At 74.2% G+C, this 14662-nt stretch carries 12 protein-coding genes and 3 pseudogenes; 6 read left to right on the plus strand and 9 right to left on the minus strand.

What is annotated here, in order from left to right:
• Positions 1-168: 168 nt before the first annotated feature.
• Both nuoH and BAW75_RS27850 read right to left on the minus strand, forming a co-directional pair.
• Positions 169-1131 carry an NADH-quinone oxidoreductase subunit NuoH gene (gene nuoH / locus BAW75_RS27845; protein ID WP_064446633.1) on the minus strand — a complete coding sequence of 321 codons (963 nt, stop codon included), beginning with the start codon at positions 1129-1131 and terminating at the stop codon, positions 169-171.
• Between the two features lie 209 nt (positions 1132-1340).
• A pseudogene (locus BAW75_RS27850) lies at positions 1341-1940 on the minus strand (NADH-quinone oxidoreductase subunit C); the annotation flags it as partial.
• 103 nt (positions 1941-2043) lie between these two features.
• On the opposite strand from BAW75_RS27850, the gene BAW75_RS27855 reads away from it, so the two are divergent.
• Complete coding sequence (locus tag BAW75_RS27855) at positions 2044-3090, plus strand: glucose 1-dehydrogenase (protein WP_208635325.1); 1047 nt, start codon at positions 2044-2046, stop codon at positions 3088-3090.
• A gap of 31 nt (positions 3091-3121) precedes the next feature.
• On the opposite strand, the gene BAW75_RS27860 is transcribed toward BAW75_RS27855, so the two are convergent.
• On the minus strand, positions 3122-4438 hold the full coding sequence (locus BAW75_RS27860; protein ID WP_104115493.1) for a DUF2252 domain-containing protein: 1317 nt from the start codon (positions 4436-4438) through the stop codon (positions 3122-3124).
• Positions 4439-4474: 36 nt separating this feature from the next.
• Complete coding sequence (locus BAW75_RS27865) at positions 4475-5035, minus strand: NADH-quinone oxidoreductase subunit B (RefSeq protein ID WP_104115494.1); 561 nt, start codon at positions 5033-5035, stop codon at positions 4475-4477.
• Positions 5036-5204: 169 nt separating this feature from the next.
• On the opposite strand from BAW75_RS27865, the gene BAW75_RS27870 reads away from it, so the two are divergent.
• Positions 5205-6134, plus strand: a complete 930-nt coding sequence (locus BAW75_RS27870) for a hypothetical protein (RefSeq protein ID WP_104115495.1) — start codon at positions 5205-5207, stop codon at positions 6132-6134.
• A gap of 49 nt (positions 6135-6183) precedes the next feature.
• Here BAW75_RS27870 and BAW75_RS27875 read toward each other — a convergent pair whose 3' ends face one another.
• Both BAW75_RS27875 and BAW75_RS27880 read right to left on the minus strand, forming a co-directional pair.
• Positions 6184-7662, minus strand: a complete 1479-nt coding sequence (locus BAW75_RS27875; protein ID WP_104115511.1) for a pyridoxal phosphate-dependent decarboxylase family protein — start codon at positions 7660-7662, stop codon at positions 6184-6186.
• Between the two features lie 28 nt (positions 7663-7690).
• Complete coding sequence (locus BAW75_RS27880) at positions 7691-9058, minus strand: MFS transporter (RefSeq protein ID WP_104115496.1); 1368 nt, start codon at positions 9056-9058, stop codon at positions 7691-7693.
• 123 nt (positions 9059-9181) lie between these two features.
• On the opposite strand from BAW75_RS27880, the gene BAW75_RS27885 reads away from it, so the two are divergent.
• Positions 9182-9538: a hypothetical protein gene (locus BAW75_RS27885; protein WP_104115497.1), complete on the plus strand. Its 357-nt coding sequence runs from the start codon at positions 9182-9184 to the stop codon at positions 9536-9538.
• A 2-nt stretch (positions 9539-9540) separates the two neighbouring features.
• Here BAW75_RS27885 and BAW75_RS33110 read toward each other — a convergent pair whose 3' ends face one another.
• The gene (locus tag BAW75_RS33110) at positions 9541-9708 is read right to left on the minus strand and encodes a hypothetical protein (protein ID WP_244206292.1); all 168 of its coding nucleotides are present in this window, start codon (positions 9706-9708) and stop codon (positions 9541-9543) included.
• On the opposite strand from BAW75_RS33110, the pseudogene BAW75_RS27890 reads away from it, so the two are divergent.
• A pseudogene (locus tag BAW75_RS27890) lies at positions 9650-9943 on the plus strand (nucleotidyl transferase AbiEii/AbiGii toxin family protein); the annotation flags it as partial. The gene BAW75_RS33110 and the pseudogene BAW75_RS27890 overlap by 59 nt on opposite strands.
• 58 nt (positions 9944-10001) lie before the next feature.
• On the opposite strand, the gene BAW75_RS27895 reads toward BAW75_RS27890, so the two are convergent.
• A complete protein-coding gene (locus tag BAW75_RS27895; protein WP_043328189.1) occupies positions 10002-10313 on the minus strand; it encodes an MGMT family protein in 312 nt (103 codons plus the stop codon).
• A 13-nt stretch (positions 10314-10326) separates the two neighbouring features.
• Here BAW75_RS27895 and proB point away from each other — a divergent pair, with 13 nt between their 5' ends.
• Together proB and BAW75_RS27905 are read left to right on the plus strand one after the other, a co-directional pair.
• A complete protein-coding gene (gene proB / locus BAW75_RS27900) occupies positions 10327-11484 on the plus strand; it encodes a glutamate 5-kinase (protein ID WP_104115499.1) in 1158 nt (385 codons plus the stop codon).
• 74 nt (positions 11485-11558) lie between these two features.
• Positions 11559-12800 (plus strand): glutamate-5-semialdehyde dehydrogenase, encoded by a 1242-nt coding sequence (locus BAW75_RS27905; RefSeq protein ID WP_104115500.1) that lies wholly within the window; start codon positions 11559-11561, stop codon positions 12798-12800.
• An 862-nt stretch (positions 12801-13662) separates the two neighbouring features.
• Here the strand turns inward: BAW75_RS27905 and BAW75_RS33380 are convergent.
• Positions 13663-14532: pseudogene (locus BAW75_RS33380) on the minus strand (hypothetical protein); the annotation flags it as partial.
• Positions 14533-14662 lie beyond the last annotated feature (130 nt).

The raw sequence follows: 14662 nt of genomic DNA on the forward strand, positions 1-14662 counted from the left end.
GTCCTGGTCCCCCTGGCCCTGGCCCAGCTCGTCCTGACCGCCGCAGTCCGCCTGGCCCTGTAACCCACCCTCCCTCCTCGGCGATCTTGCACATTGAGCCCGCAACCTGCGAGCTTTGCCCCTTTTATCAGGGCAGAATGTGCAAGATCGCCGAGGAGGGAGGGTGGGTTACAGGGCCAGGCGGACTGCGGCGGTCAGGACGAGCTGGGCCAGGGCCAGGGGGACCAGGACCAGCCAGCAGAGGCGCTGGAGCTGGTCCTCGCGCAGCCTCGGGTAGCTCACCCGCAGCCAGATGATCACGAAGGCGACGGCGAACACCTTCAGCAGCGTCCACAGCCAGCCGAGCTGCGCGTCGGCGAACGGGCCCTGCCAGCCGCCGAGGAACAGCACAGTCGTCAGCGCCGCGATCACCACGATGCCGACGTACTCGGCGAGCAGGAAAAACGCGAACCGCAGACCGGTGTACTCGGTCATGTAGCCGAAGACCAGCTCGGAGTCGGCCACCGGCATGTCGAACGGCGGGCGGCGGATCTCGGCCAGCCCCGCCACGAAGAAGATCACCATGGCCGGCGCCTGCCAGAGCAGCCACCACGGCTGCCACGCCTCCACGATGCCGGAGAGGCTGAGCGTGCCGGCCGCCATCGCCACCGAAGCGGCGGCCAGCACCAGCGGCAGCTCGTACCCGAGCAGCTGGGCCGCGCCGCGCAGCCCACCGAGCAGGCTGTACTTGTTGGCCGACGCCCACGCCGACATGAGCACCGCCAGCACCCCGACGCCCACCACGGCGAGCACGAAGAACAGGCCGATGTCCAGCGGCTGGGCGACCAGGTCACCCGGGCCGAGCGGGATCACGAGCAGCACGAGCAGGTACGGCACCAGCGCCACCGCGGGCGCCAGCCGGAACACCTGCCGGTCCGCGTCGCGCGGGGTGACGTCCTCCTTCTGCACGAACTTGATGCCGTCGGCCACCAGTTGCGCCCAGCCGTGGAAGCCGCCCGCGTACATCGGGCCCAGCCGGCCCTGCATGTGCGCCATCACCTTGTGCTCGGCCTGGCCCACGATCAGCGGCAGCGTGAGGAACGCGACGAGCACGCCCGCCACGCGCAGGACCAGCTCCAACCAGTCCGGCATCAGCTCTCCCCCGCCGCGTCGGGGTCCGGCTGCTGCCGGGGCGGACCGGTCGGCAGTTCCCCGGGTAGCGGCCGCCCGAGCGGACCCGCCTCATCGGCCGCCGGAGCAGCGTCGGACCGCACTTGCCCCGCGCCGGTGGAGGGACCAGCAGCACGCGCCGGACGCTCCCGGGCCGGGCGGGCCGGCGTACCCCCGCGGGGTCCCTCACCGGCGCCCGCCGCACCCGCCGGCGTGGGCGTCGTGCCCCACTCACCCGGCGCGGGCACGCCCGGCGGCCGGACCGGCCGGCGGCCGCCGCCCGCCTCCGACTCGCCCGGCTCCTTCGCGCCGGGCCACGGCTTGGCGACCCGGGAGGCGAGGACGAACTCCTTGCGCAGCGGGTGCCCCTCGAACTCCGGCGGCAGCAGCAGCGGCCGCAGCTCGCCGTGGCCGGCGAAGTCGATGCCGAACATTTCGTGGGTCTCCCGCTCGTGCCAGGCCGCGCCGGGGAACAGGGCGATCACCGAGGCGACGACGGGCGCGTCGCGGGGCACCCGGGTGCGCAGCAGCAGCCCGTGCCGGTGCGCGACCGACCAGAGGTGCAGCACCACGTCGAAGCCGTCGGCCAGCTCGTCCACCGCCGACAGCCAGTCGAGGAAGTCGAGACCCAGCTCGGCGTCGTCACGCGCCGCACGCACCGCGTCCGCCCAGCTCGCCGGGGGTACGTCAACGGTGGCGCGGGCGTACCCCTGACCGCCGGAGACGGACGCGGTGGCCTCGACGGGCGCGAGCAGCGCGACCACTCGCCGGCCGACCTCTTCCGGAGTCATGCGCTGATCCTATGGCCGACGGCTGCGGACCGGGTCGGGCCGCCCGTGCCGGGATCGCCGCTTTGCCGGACGGGCGGCGGCAGCGCGCGGAAAGATGAGGTGTGTGCGCGCTGTGACTGTGACCCCCGGTGTCCCGGATTCGCTGCGGCTCGTCGAGGACTGGCCCGAGCCGCCGCCCGAGGAGGGCGCGATCCTGGTGGAGGCGCTGGCGGTGGGCGTCTGCGGCACCGACCACGAGATCGTCGCGGGCGAGTACGGCGAGGCGCCGCCGGGCCAGGAGCGGCTGGTGCTCGGGCACGAGTCGCTGGGCCGGGTGCTGGAGGATCCGACCGGCACGTTGCAGCCCGGCGACCTGGTGGCGGGCGTGGTCCGCCACCCCGATCCGGTGCCCTGCGCGAACTGCGCGGTGGACGAGTGGGACATGTGCCGCAACGGGCTGTACACCGAGCACGGCATCAAGGGGCTGCCCGGTTTCGCCCGGGAACGCTGGCGGCTGCAGCCCAAGTTCGCGGTCGGCCTGGACCCGGCCCTCGCGTCGGTGGGCATGCTGCTGGAGCCGGCCAGCGTGGTGGCGAAGGCGTGGGACCACATCGAGCGGATCGGGCGCCGGGCCGAGTGGACGCCGAAGAGCGTGCTGATCACCGGGGCCGGGCCGATCGGCCTGCTGGCGGCGCTGCTCGGCAGCCAGCGTGAACTGTCGGTGCACGTGCTGGACCGCAACACCACCGGTCCGAAGCCGGACCTGGTCCGGGCGCTGGGCGCCACGTACCACACGTCGTCGGTGACCGAGCTGGACGTGAAACCCGACGTGGTGATCGAGTGCACCGGCGCGCCGACGGTGGTGCTGGACGCCATGTGCAAGGCCGCGCCCACCGGGATCGTCTGCCTGACCGGTGTGTCCAGCGGCGGGCGGACCATCAACTTCGACGCCGGGGCGCTCAACCGGGAGCTGGTGCTGGAGAACAACGTGGTGTTCGGCTCGGTGAACGCCGGCCGGCGGCACTGGGACCTGGCCGCCGAGGCGCTCGCCCAGGCGGACCAGTCCTGGCTGACGTCGCTGATCACCCGCCGCGTACCGGTCTCGAACTACCGGGAGGCGTACGCCCGCACCGGCGAGGACATCAAGGCGGTGCTGGACTTCACGCAGTGAGGCGGGGCGCCGCGGTCGACGCCCCGCGCCCTCAGATGCCGGGCAGCCGGCCGTTGCGGAACAGGTCCACGAAGAGCTGGTGGTCCTCGCGGGCCCGGATCCCGTACCGGTGCGCGAAGTCGACCAGGTAGTCGACGAACCCGTCCGGGTCGGAGTCGACGGCAGCGACGATCGCCTCCTCGGTGGAGTAGTCGACCAGGTCGTGGCTGGACTCGTCGTCGGCCACCGAGTGCATCCGGGCCACCGCGCGGCCCAGGTCGGCGAGCACCCCGGCCAGCTCCTCCGGCTCGTTCACGTCGGCCCAGTCGAGGTCCGCCGCGTACGGGGAGACCTCCGCGACGAGCTGGCCGACGCCGTCCAGCTCGGTGAAGCCCAGCCACGGGTCGGCGTGCGCCTGCAACGCGCGCTGCGACTCGGCGGTGCGGTGCCCCTGGTGCCGGAAGTACGACCGGACCCGCTCGTCGTCGATGTACCGCGCCACGGCCGGCACCTGCGCCTGCTTCATGTAGATGACGACGTCGTTCTCCAGCGCCTGGGTGTGCCCCTCCAGCAGCAGGTTGTACGACGGCAGCCCGGCCGACCCGATGCCGACGCCCTTGCGCAGCACCACGTCCTTGATGCCGGTGGCCACCGGGCGCAGCCGGGTGGCCGAGTCCGGCAGCGTGTGCAGGTAGTCGGCGAACGCGGCGCAGACCTTCTCCCGGGTCGCGTCGTCGATCTCGTGCACGCCGTCGCCGAGGGAGAACCGGCGCTCGTAGTTGTCGACGGTGGTCTGCGCGGCGAGCAGGTCCACCCGGGTGTTCAGCCGCGCCTGCTGGAGCACCCGGCGCAGCACGCCGTCGGCGTTGTCCAGCGTGATCGAGCCGATCGCGTCGTCCCCGCCGGCCGCGATGGCCCGCAGCTCGGCCAGGTACGACCGGGCGAAGCCGGTGACCAGTTCGCCGATCACCCGGTCGGAGAGGGCCTTGGCGTAGCCGATCAGCGCCACGCTCGCCGCGAGGCGCTTCAGGTCCCAGGTGAACGGCCCGACGTACGCCTCGTCGAAGTCGTTGACGTTGAACACGAGCTGCCCGGAGGCGTTCATGTAGGTGCCGAAGTTCTCGGCGTGCAGGTCGCCGTGGATCCACACCCGGCTGGTCCGTCCGTCGAGGAACCGGTCGCTGCCGAAGTCGCCGCGCTGGTCGGCGTAGAACAGCGCCGCGCTGCCCCGGTAGAACGCGAACGGTGACGCGGCCATCTTGCGGAACTTACGGCGGAACGCCGCCGGGTCGATCGCCATGGACGCGCCGAACTCCTCGGTCAGCACGTCGATGATGAATGCGGAGCGCTTCTCCGCGAAGTCGGTCATGAGCCGCAGGCTAGACCGGCGGCGCCACCCGACGGCTCAGCCGAGCGGCGGACGGACCGGCGGCGCGGTCAGCGCCTCGACCGGCCGCGCCACAGCGTCCGCCGGAGAGGCGAGCGCGTCGGGGCGGGCCACGCCGCCGATGCCGGACTGCTCGGCGGCGATCTTCTCCTGGAGGCGCAGGATGCCGTGCAGCAGCGCCTCCGGGCGCGGCGGGCAGCCGGGCACGTACACGTCGACCGGGATGAGCTGGTCGACGCCCTTGGTGACCGAGTAGGAGTCCCAGTACGGGCCGCCGCAGTTGGAGCAGGCGCCGAACGAGATCACGTACTTCGGTTCGGGCATCTGGTCGTAGAGCCGCTTGACCGCCGGGGCCATCTTGTCGGTGACGGTGCCGCTGACCACCATCAGGTCGGCCTGCCGGGGGCCGTGGGCGAACGGGATCACGCCGAGCCGCATGAAGTCGTGCCGGCCCATGCTGGTCGCGATGAACTCGATGGCGCAGCAGGCCAGGCCGAAGTTGAACACCCAGAGCGAGTAGCGGCGGCCCCAGTTCAGCACGAACCGGATCGGCTCGCCGAGCACGCCCGGCAGCTGCATCTCCGACCTCCCGCTGTCCGTGAACCCCGAGCAGACAGTCAACCACAGCGGTCCGGTGTCGTACCCACGACAGGGAACCCGGGCAACTGTCCCCGGGGCCGGCGGGTGTCTTCACTGTCGGGCGGACGGAACCACCGCCGCCCACCACGGGGATCACGGAGGACCTGTCATGACCACACGTACGGCACGAGTCGCCACCGCGCTGCTGGCCGGGGCGGCAGCGCTGTTCGCGCTGGCCACGCCCGCCGCCGCCACGAGCGGCACCGCTGCGGCACGGCTGACCGTCGACACCGGGCCGCTGGTGCTGACGCCCACCGACCGGGGGTACGTCGGCACGCTGACCGCGACGATCAGCAACCGGGGCCGGGCCGACGGCGTCGCCGACCTGCGCATCACCGAGCCGGCCGGCGCCTCGTTCATCGGCCTCGACGACGGCACGCCGTGGTTCACCGAGGACCTGGTGGACAACCGCCGGGTCATCGGCAGCTTCGGCGGCCGGGTCGCGGCGGGCGACAGCCGGGCCCTGCGGCTCAACTTCCAGGTCTGGACGACAGCACGCGCCTACCCGATGATCGCGCCGGGCGGCTCGATCGCGGTGGTGCCGGGCGGCGGCACCCGGGTCGCGGATCGCGACTCCTTCCCGACCGTGTTCCGGTCCACCTCGGGCAGCGTCCGCGCGCCGCGCGTCTACCGGCAGGCCACCGAGACGGACCTGACCGTAAACGGTCGTGACGTGACGCTGACCCGCCAGGCCGACGGAAGCCTGCTGGGCCGCATGCCGGTTACGGTGCGCTACGGCAACGACGCGCCGTCGTTCCGGCTCGCCGCGCGGGCGGCCCTGCCCGCCGGGGTCGAGGTCTGGAGCACCGACCCGCAGGACCTGCCCAGCTTCCCGGACTCGTTCGACGTCCCGGGCGGCCGGTTCATGCCCGGCGAGGAGCGCACGTTCGACGTCGTCCTGCGGGCACCGGCCGGAACGCCGGCCGGCGACCTGGGCAGCGGCACGTTCACCGTCGAGGCCCGCTACGTGAACGAGCCGGTCGGGGACGTCGACCCGGCGGACGACACCACCACGTTCAGCGTCGGCGCGGCCGGCTGAGACACCGCACGACGCGGCCCGCCCGGAATCCGGGCGGGCCGCGTCCGCGTCACCAGGCCGGGCGCTGGAGCAACCCGACGAACTCGGCGAGCAGCCGCTCCCGCAGCCGGGCCGGCGCGGCGTCGAGCAGCGTGTTGACCACCGCCATCCGCTCCGGCGCACCGGCGTCGGCCGCCAGGCCGAGCCCGTCGGCCAGCCCGGCCACCAGATCGGGGGTGAGCGCCTCCGGGGTGAGGCTGCCGGCCAGCGCCAGCAGCTCCGGCGGCAGCACCACCGGCCCGGCGGCGCGGGCCGCCGCGACCGCCTCGGCCAGCGCCGGGCCGAACTCGGCCACCCGGGGCGCCACCGCCGCGGTCACCGTCAGGTGCACGCTGGCCGGCAGATCGGCGTACGTGAGCTGGGGCTGGGTGTGCCAGCCACGCTCGGTCAGCTCGTCGACCAGCACGAACAGGTCGAGCCCCGGATCGTCGCTGGTGAAGCAGACGACAGTGGTCTCCGGTTCGGCCATCAGCCGCAGCCCGTCGGTGGCCCGGATCGCGTCGGCGAGCCCGGCGACCGCGTCCCGGGTCGCGGCGGCAAGCCGCAGGTACCCGTCCTCGCCGAGGTGCCGCAGCGTGGCGTACGCGGCGGCGATCGGCCCGCCGGAGCGGGTGGAGGCGATCACCGGGTTGACCATCGTGTACCCGGGCCAGTCCGCGTACGCGAAGAACTGCGGGGCGCGCAGCGCCGGATCGCGGTGCAGCAGCACCGAGACGCCCTTCGGCGCGTACGCGTACTTGTGCAGGTCCACCGAGATCGAGGTGACCCCCGGTACGGCGAAGTCGAACGGCGGCACCGGCGCGCCGAGCCGGCGCAGCCAGGGCAGCGCCCAGCCGCCGAAGCAGGCGTCCACGTGGCAGCGCACCCCGGCCGCCTGCGCGACGGCGGCGATCTCGGTCACCGGGTCGACCACCCCGTGCGCGTACGACGGCGCGGACGCCACCACCAGCACGGTCTCCGGGCGGATCGCGGCGGCCACCGCTGCCGCGTCCGGGCGCAGCGTCACCGGGTCGACGGGCACCGTGTCCAGCGCGACCCGCAGGTAGTGCGCCGCCTTGGCGAACGCCGCGTGCGCGCTCGCCGGCGCCACGATCCGCGGCTCGGTCAGGTCGGGGCGGGCGTCCCGGGCCGCCTTGACGGCGAGCAGCAGCGACTCGGTGCCGCCACTGGTGACGCTGCCCACCACGTCCGGCGCGCCGGTGCCGGGGCCGCCGCCGAGCAGCCGGGCGGCGGCGCCGACGAGCGCGTTCTCCATCGCCAGCAGCGACGGGAACGCGGTCGGGTCGAGGCCGTTGACGTGGGCGCTCTGCGCGTACGCGGCCTGCGCCAGCTCGTCCAGACCGGCCACGCCGGGGTCGTAGACGTACGCGAACAACCGCCCGCCGTGCGTGGGCCGGTCGGCGTCCCGCAGCGCGCGGATCTCGCCGAGTACGTCCGCCGCGGGCATCCCCTGGGCGGGCAGCGCACCGGCGCCTGCCGTGTCGGTCATCGGGTGGTTCCTCTCGTGGACGGGGTGCTCACGCGCGCGCGGCCGGCGCGGCGTCATCGGCCTCGGGTGCGGCGGCGGTCAGCTGGGCCGGGGTCAGGGTGTAGCCGCGCAGCAGCACCAGCGGGATCGCCACCAGCAGGGCGGGCAGCACGGTGAAGCCGAGCAGCACGCCGAGCCGGGCCGTGTCCGACTGGGCGGCGGCGGTACCGGTGGACGAGGAGACATAGCCGGACAGCTGGAGCACCAGCCCGTAGATGCCCGGCCCCAGCGCCAGCCCGAACGTCTCCCCGGCGGTCCACAGCCCGGTGAACACCCCGGCCTGCCGCCGCCCGGTGCGCGCCGTGTCGTACGCGATGCAGTCCGGCAGCATGGCCAGCGCGAACACCTGCTGGCCCGCGTACCCGACGCCGATCACCGCGACCACCGCGTAGGCCGCGGCGGCGGGCAGCGCGGGCGCGGCCACCAGGGCCAGCGCGCCCACCGCGAAGATCAGCGACGCGGCGACCAGCGACGCCCGCTTGCCCAGCCGGGCGCCGGCCCGCGACCACAGCGGCATGACCAGCAGCGCGGGTGCCACGAAGCAGGCGAACAGCAGCGTCGGGCCGCTGTCCGGCTCGCGCAGCACCTGGCCGGCGAAGTACTTCACCCCGGCCAGCACGGTGGCCACCCCGGCGGACTGGATCACGAAGCAGATCAGCAGCACCCGGAACGGCCGGTTGCCGGTGGCGACAGCGAGCTGGGCGCGCAGGCTCGGCTCGCTCTCCCCCACCGTGCCGGTCGGCGCGGACCGGGTGCCCAGGAACACGCCGACGGTGCCGGCGACGATCAGCGCGGCGACGAACAGGCCCATCCACCGGTGACCGGGCACGCCGTCGCCGCCCGCGCTCACCACGGCCGGGGCCACCGCGCCAGAGACCAGGATGGCCAGCGCCAGCACCGCGATCCGCCAGGTCATCAGCCGGGTACGCTCCGCCGGGTCGGCGGTCAGCTCGGCCGGCATGGCCACGTACGGCACCTGGAAGAACGCGAACGCGGTAGCTGTCGCCAGGAACGTCAGCGCCACGTACGCGGCGGCGGCCGGACCGTTCGCGAACGGCGCCGCGAAGATCGAGGCGAACAGCACGGCGAGCGCCAGCCCGCCGACCAGCAGGTACGGGCGGCGGGCGCCCCAGCGGGAGCGGGTCCGGTCGGAGATCCGCCCGGCGACCGGGTTGACCAGCACGTCCCACGCCTTCGGCAGGAGCACCAGCAGCGCGGCCAGCCCGGCGGCGACGCCGAGCGTGTCGGTGAGGTACGGCAGCAGGAGCAGCCCGGGCACGGTGCCGAACGCGCCGGTGACCAGGGAACCGAGCGCGTATCCGAGGTGCACCCGGCGGGGCAGGCCCGAAGCTGTCATGGAGCCGAATGCTACTCACGTTATGGCTCGCGTCACATCCCCTCCCGGACGCTGCTTGTTCGATGCCGCCAGGCGCTCGCGAGTCGCAACAAGCCGCAGGTCGGCACCGTTACCCTGTAGGGCATGGACCCGGCCCGATCCGTTCGCAGCTCGCGGGCACCGTACGAGGCCCGCCCCGGCCGCCGTGCGGTCGTGGTCCCCGCCCTGAGCGAATTGCAGGGCCCGGTCACCGGCATCGTCGAGTTGCCCCACCGGCTGTTCTGGCAACCCGACCGGCACGTCGACCTCGACGTTCCGGGGCTGCTCGCCTGGATGTACGAGACGGTGCTCACCGAAGCCGTTCATCCCGACGAGCTGCGCACCTGGCTGCACGGACCCACCCTCGTCCGGCTGTGGCCCGAGCTTTACGTGCCCCGCGGTGTCCGCCGCGCCTGGGAAGAGAGCCACCCGCTGCTGCGCGCCCGGGACGTCGCCGCCTGATGTCACCCGCGCCGGACCCGTTCCAGCACGAGGTCGCCCGTATCGCGCTCGCCGTGGCCGGCCGACACGGCTTCGCCCTCGCCGGCGGCCAGGCCCTCATCGCCCACGGCATCGGCGCCCGTCCCGGTGCTGCACCTGGACGACGTGATCGGCACCAAAGTCGCCGCCATGGTGACCCGTGCTCAACCCCGCGACTACATCGACGTAGCCGCCGCGCTCCGCCGGTACAGCAGGAACGACCTGGTGGACCTCGCACGGCGTGCCGACCCGGCGCTCACCGACGAAGAGTTCCAGGACGCGCTGCAGCGCCTCGACCGCCTCCCCGACACCGTCTTCGCGCTCTACCGCCTCACCCCGGCTGAGATCCACGACCTCCGGCACGCGTTCTCCGAGTGGCCGCGATGACTCGGCCCCGTTGAGCGGAGTCGCGATCGATCGACCGGCCGCCTCCGACGCGGTCGGGTCACCCCTCGTCCGGCGACCAGGACGCCGCCGCCAGGTCCACCCGGTCGCCGCGCAGCGGGCACCCCTCGGCGAGCAGCCTCTCCCGCGCCTTGCGCTCGTGCCCCGGCGGCAGCCGGCCGGCCGAGTTCACCACCCGGTGCCACGGCACGCCGCCCCCGTGCCGCGCCATGATCGAGCCGACCAGCCGCGGCGACGCCCGCCCGGAGCGGTCGGCGAGCGCGTCGGCCACCGCCCCGTACGACATCACGCGGCCCGGCGGGATCCGCTCGACAAGTGCCAGCACCGCCTCGACGTACTCGTCAGGTGTCACGAGCTGCCACGATATGGGAACGCGCCGCGGCGTCACAGACCGCAGCGCGCAGAATGGTCGGGTGCGCGAAGCAGTCACCTCGGCCCGCCGGATCGTCGTCAAGATCGGTTCGTCCTCGCTGACCACCGCGACCGGCGGCCTGGACGACGCCCGGGTCGACGCGCTCGTCGACACGCTCGGCGGGCTGGCCGCCGCCGGACGCGAGGTGGTGCTGGTCTCCTCCGGCGCGATCGCCGCCGGTCTCGCCCCGCTGCGGCTGCCCCGGCGCCCGCGCGACCTGGCCACCCAGCAGGCCGCCGCCAGCGTCGGGCAGGGCCTGCTGATCGGACGGTACGCTGCCGCGTTCGCCCGGCACGGCCGCACCGTCGGGCAGGTGCTGCTCACCGTGGACGACGTGACCCGGCGCGCGCACTACCGCAACGCGTACCGGACGCTGCGGAAACTGCTCGACCTGCGGGCCGTGCCGATCGTCAACGAGAACGACACGGTGGCCACCGAGGAGATCCGGTTCGGCGACAACGACCGCCTCGCCGCGCTCGTCGCCGCGCTCGTCGACGCCGACCTGCTGGTGCTGCTCTCCGACGTCGACGCGCTCTGGACCGGCAACCCGGCCCGCCCGGGCAGCACCCGCATCACCGAGGTGCACGGCGAGGGTGACCTCGCGGGCGTGGACATCGGCGGGGCCGGCCGGGCCGGGGTGGGCACCGGGGGCATGGTGACGAAGGTGGAGGCGGCCCGCATCGCGACCGGCTTCGGCATCCCGGTGGTGCTGACCGCCGCGCCGCTGGCCGCGTCGGCGCTGGCCGGGGAGCCCGTCGGCACGTACTTCCACCCGAGCAGCCGCCGTCCCGCCGCGCGCCTGTTCTGGCTCGCGCACGCCACCGCGCCCCGGGGCCGCCTGCACCTCGACCCGGGCGCGGTGCAGGCGGTGGTCGGCCGCCGCAAGTCGCTGCTGCCCGCCGGCATCACCGCCGTCGACGGCGCGTTCACCGCCGGGGACCCGGTCGACCTGGTCGACACCGCCGGCGCGCCGGTGGCCCGCGGGCTGGTCAACTACGACGCGGTGGAACTGCCCGGCCTGCTCGGCCGTTCCACCTCCGAACTCGCCGCGGCGCTCGGCCCGGCGTACGAACGTGAGGTCGTCCACCGCGACGACCTCGTCCTGCTGTAAGCAAGGGCCCCTTATTAACAGACGTCTGTTAATAAGGGGCCCCTCCTTAAAACACCTCCGAAGGAGTACGCACGATGAGCGTCGTCGAGCAGGCCCGGCGAGCCCGGGACGCGGCGGAAGCCCTGGCCATGGCCACCCGTACCGTCAAGGACGCCGCGCTGCACGCGATGGCCGACGCGCTCGTGGCGCGTACCCCCGAGGTGTTGGCGGCGAACGCCGCGGACCTGGCGGCCGGGCGCGAGGCCGGGCTGTCCGCGGCCGTGCTGGACCGGCTCGCGCTCGACGAGGGCCGGGTGGCGGCGATCGCCGACGCGCTGCGCCAGATGGCCGCGCTGCCCGACCCGGTCGGTGAGGTGGTACGCGGCTCGACGCTGCCGAACGGCCTGGAGCTGCGCCAGATCCGGGTGCCGTTCGGTGTCGTCGGCATCGTCTACGAGGGCCGGCCGAACGTGACAGTCGACGCGGCCGGGATCTGCCTGAAGTCCGGCAACGCGGCGCTGCTGCGCGGCTCCTCGTCGGCCGCGCACTCGAACGCGGCGCTGGTCGAGGTGCTGCGCGACGCGGTCGCCGGCGCCGGACTGCCGGCCGACGCGGTGCAGCTGCTCGACTCCAGCACCCGTGACTCGGTCAAGGAACTGATGCGCGCCCGCGGCCTGGTCGACGTGCTGATCCCGCGCGGCGGCGCGTCGCTGATCCGCGCCGTGGTCGAGGAGTCGACGGTGCCGGTGATCGAGACCGGCGTGGGCAACTGCCACGTGTACGTCGATGCCGCCGCCGACCTCGGCAAGGCGCTGGCGGTCACGTTGAACGCCAAGACCCAGCGCCTGTCCACCTGCAACACCGCCGAGTCGCTGCTGGTGCACCGCGACGTCGCGGACGCGTTCCTGCCGGCGGTGCTCGCCGCGTTCGCCGACGCCGGGGTGACCGTGCACGGCACGCCCGAGGTGGCCGCCCACTCCGACGCCGTGGTGCCGGCCACCGAGGAGGACTTCGGCACCGAGTACCTCTCCGCCGACATCTCGGTCGCCGTGGTCGACTCGCTGGACGCGGCGGTCGCGCACATTCGCCGGTACGGCACCGGCCACACCGAGGCGATCGTCACCGACTCGCAGCGGGCGGCCCGGGAGTTCGTGGCCCGGGTGGACTCGGCCGCGGTCATGGTCAACGCGTCCACCCGGTTCACCGACGGCGGCGAGTTCGGATTCGGCGCGGAGATCGGCATCTCGACGCAGAAGCTGCACGCGCGCGGCCCGATGGGCCTGCCGGAGCTGACCAGCACCAAGTACGTGGTGACCGGCGACGGTCACCTACGCTGACCGACCTTGCCCGTTGTGGCGCGCCGGCGCCACCCCCGCACCTTTGATGCCACCACCTCCCCGAACTGGTGTTGATCATCAGCTGGCCGGGCTAGGCGATCTGGAGTGGATCTCCGTCGGCCGGTGCGGCGGGGTCGACCGGCGGAACTGTGCCGGGCTGCGGCGGTGCGGCGATCACCTGGGCGGTGGGCTCCGATGGCGGCGTGACCAGCGGAGGCAATCCCGGGGACACCGGGGCGGCCGGTGGCACCGCAACCGCCGGAGGCAGAGCGGGCGGCACCGGGCCGGGCAGCAGCAGCTCCGACACCAGCTGCGCGGCAGGCCCGGCGCTCTCGTCGGGAAGCAGATCGGGCGTGACGATCCAGGCGGACCACGGCCCCGGCCCGCTGTCCGCACCGGCCGACACCTCAGCACCGGCCGACGGATCAGGCCCTGCTCCCGATCCGGGCATCGCATCCGGCCCGGTGTCCGGACGGAACCAGGTATCCGGCCCGAGACCCCGGGCCGGAAACAGCTCCGGCGCGCCGTCCGACAGCGCGGGCGCGATCCCGGCCGACGGGTCGGTGCCGAAACTGGACGACAGGTCGGAGCCGAAGCCCGCCGAAGGGTCGGAAGCGGGACCCGCCGATGCGACCGATGCCCCGGCCGGGCCGGTCAACGGGCGAGCCGGGGCGGGCAGCGGAGACACGGGCGCAGGCGACGCGGGCGTGGAGGCGGGCGGCCCAGAGTCGGGCGCGGGCGGAGACGTCGATGCGGGGAGCCGACGCGGGCGCGGGGCCGGCGCCGCGGGCGGCGGGGGCAGCTCGGCGGGCCGCGGCGCCACGAACGGCGCGCCGGACACCGGGGCCTCGGGTGTGTTCGGCCGGCACGCCCGGATCGCCCGCAGCGTGGTGTGCACGTCGAACTGGTGGCCGTCGTCGCTGTCCCAGCCGCCGTCGCTGCGCTGGGTCTCGGCGAGCCGCCTGCGCGCGGACACCAGCAGCCACTGCTCCTCGCCGACGTCGACCCGGCGCAGCGTGGCGGCGAGCCAGGCCACGTCGGCCGGGGACATCCGGGGGATCCGGTCGGCCAGCACCGCCTGGATGCGCGCCGACTCGTAGTACATCTGCTGGCGGTGCAGCACCGCGGCGGCGAGCCAGCCGGCGGGCAGGAAGGACGGCCAGCTTCCGTCCGGGGCGAGCTGGGCGGCGAGCGCCTGGGCCGCCGCCTGCACCACACCGGCGTACGCGCCGCCGACCCGGTGGTCCAGCGGCCCGGCGGCCCGGGCGTCCAGCCCGGCCACCGTGAGCCAGAATCCGGCGTTGGCGGTCTGGTAGAGCCGGGCCTCCGGATCGCCGGGGGTGGCCCATTCGGGGGCGAGCCCGGCCAGCGACGGATCCTCGTCCCAGCCGCCGTCTGGTAGTTGCCGGGCGGCCAGCCAGTCCAGCGCGTGCCGGGCCGCCGGGCGGCCGAGCGCGCCGAGGTCGTCCAGCTCGGCCAGGCGGAAGCAGGTCGCGTCGATCGAGGCGACTTCGCCGTCGAGTACGGCGGGCCAGCCGCCGCCCGGCGCCGGCCCGGACTCGGCGGCGTCGAGCACGTCGGACGGCACCGGAGCGCCGGTGCGCAGCCGGGAGAGACGGGCGCGGTCCACCGCGTCTCCGTGAGCGACGACGAATCCGATCGCCGCGTCCAAGTCCACCACGGCCCTGACGGTACTGGCGCGGCCGGGGTTACGCCTCGGTAGCTCGGTCAGGGCCGGTACCGCCCACCGGTCGCCGAACGCATCCACCTGCGGGTCGGGCGACCAGGCGTTTGTCCACGCCACGGGGTACGGAAAGCACGATGGGCCCGCCCGGGGAACCGGGCGGGCCCATCGACGTGAC

Origin of the sequence: Micromonospora chalcea (assembly GCF_002926165.1) — a bacterium.
GTDB classification, from domain to species: Bacteria; Actinomycetota; Actinomycetes; order Mycobacteriales; family Micromonosporaceae; genus Micromonospora; species Micromonospora chalcea.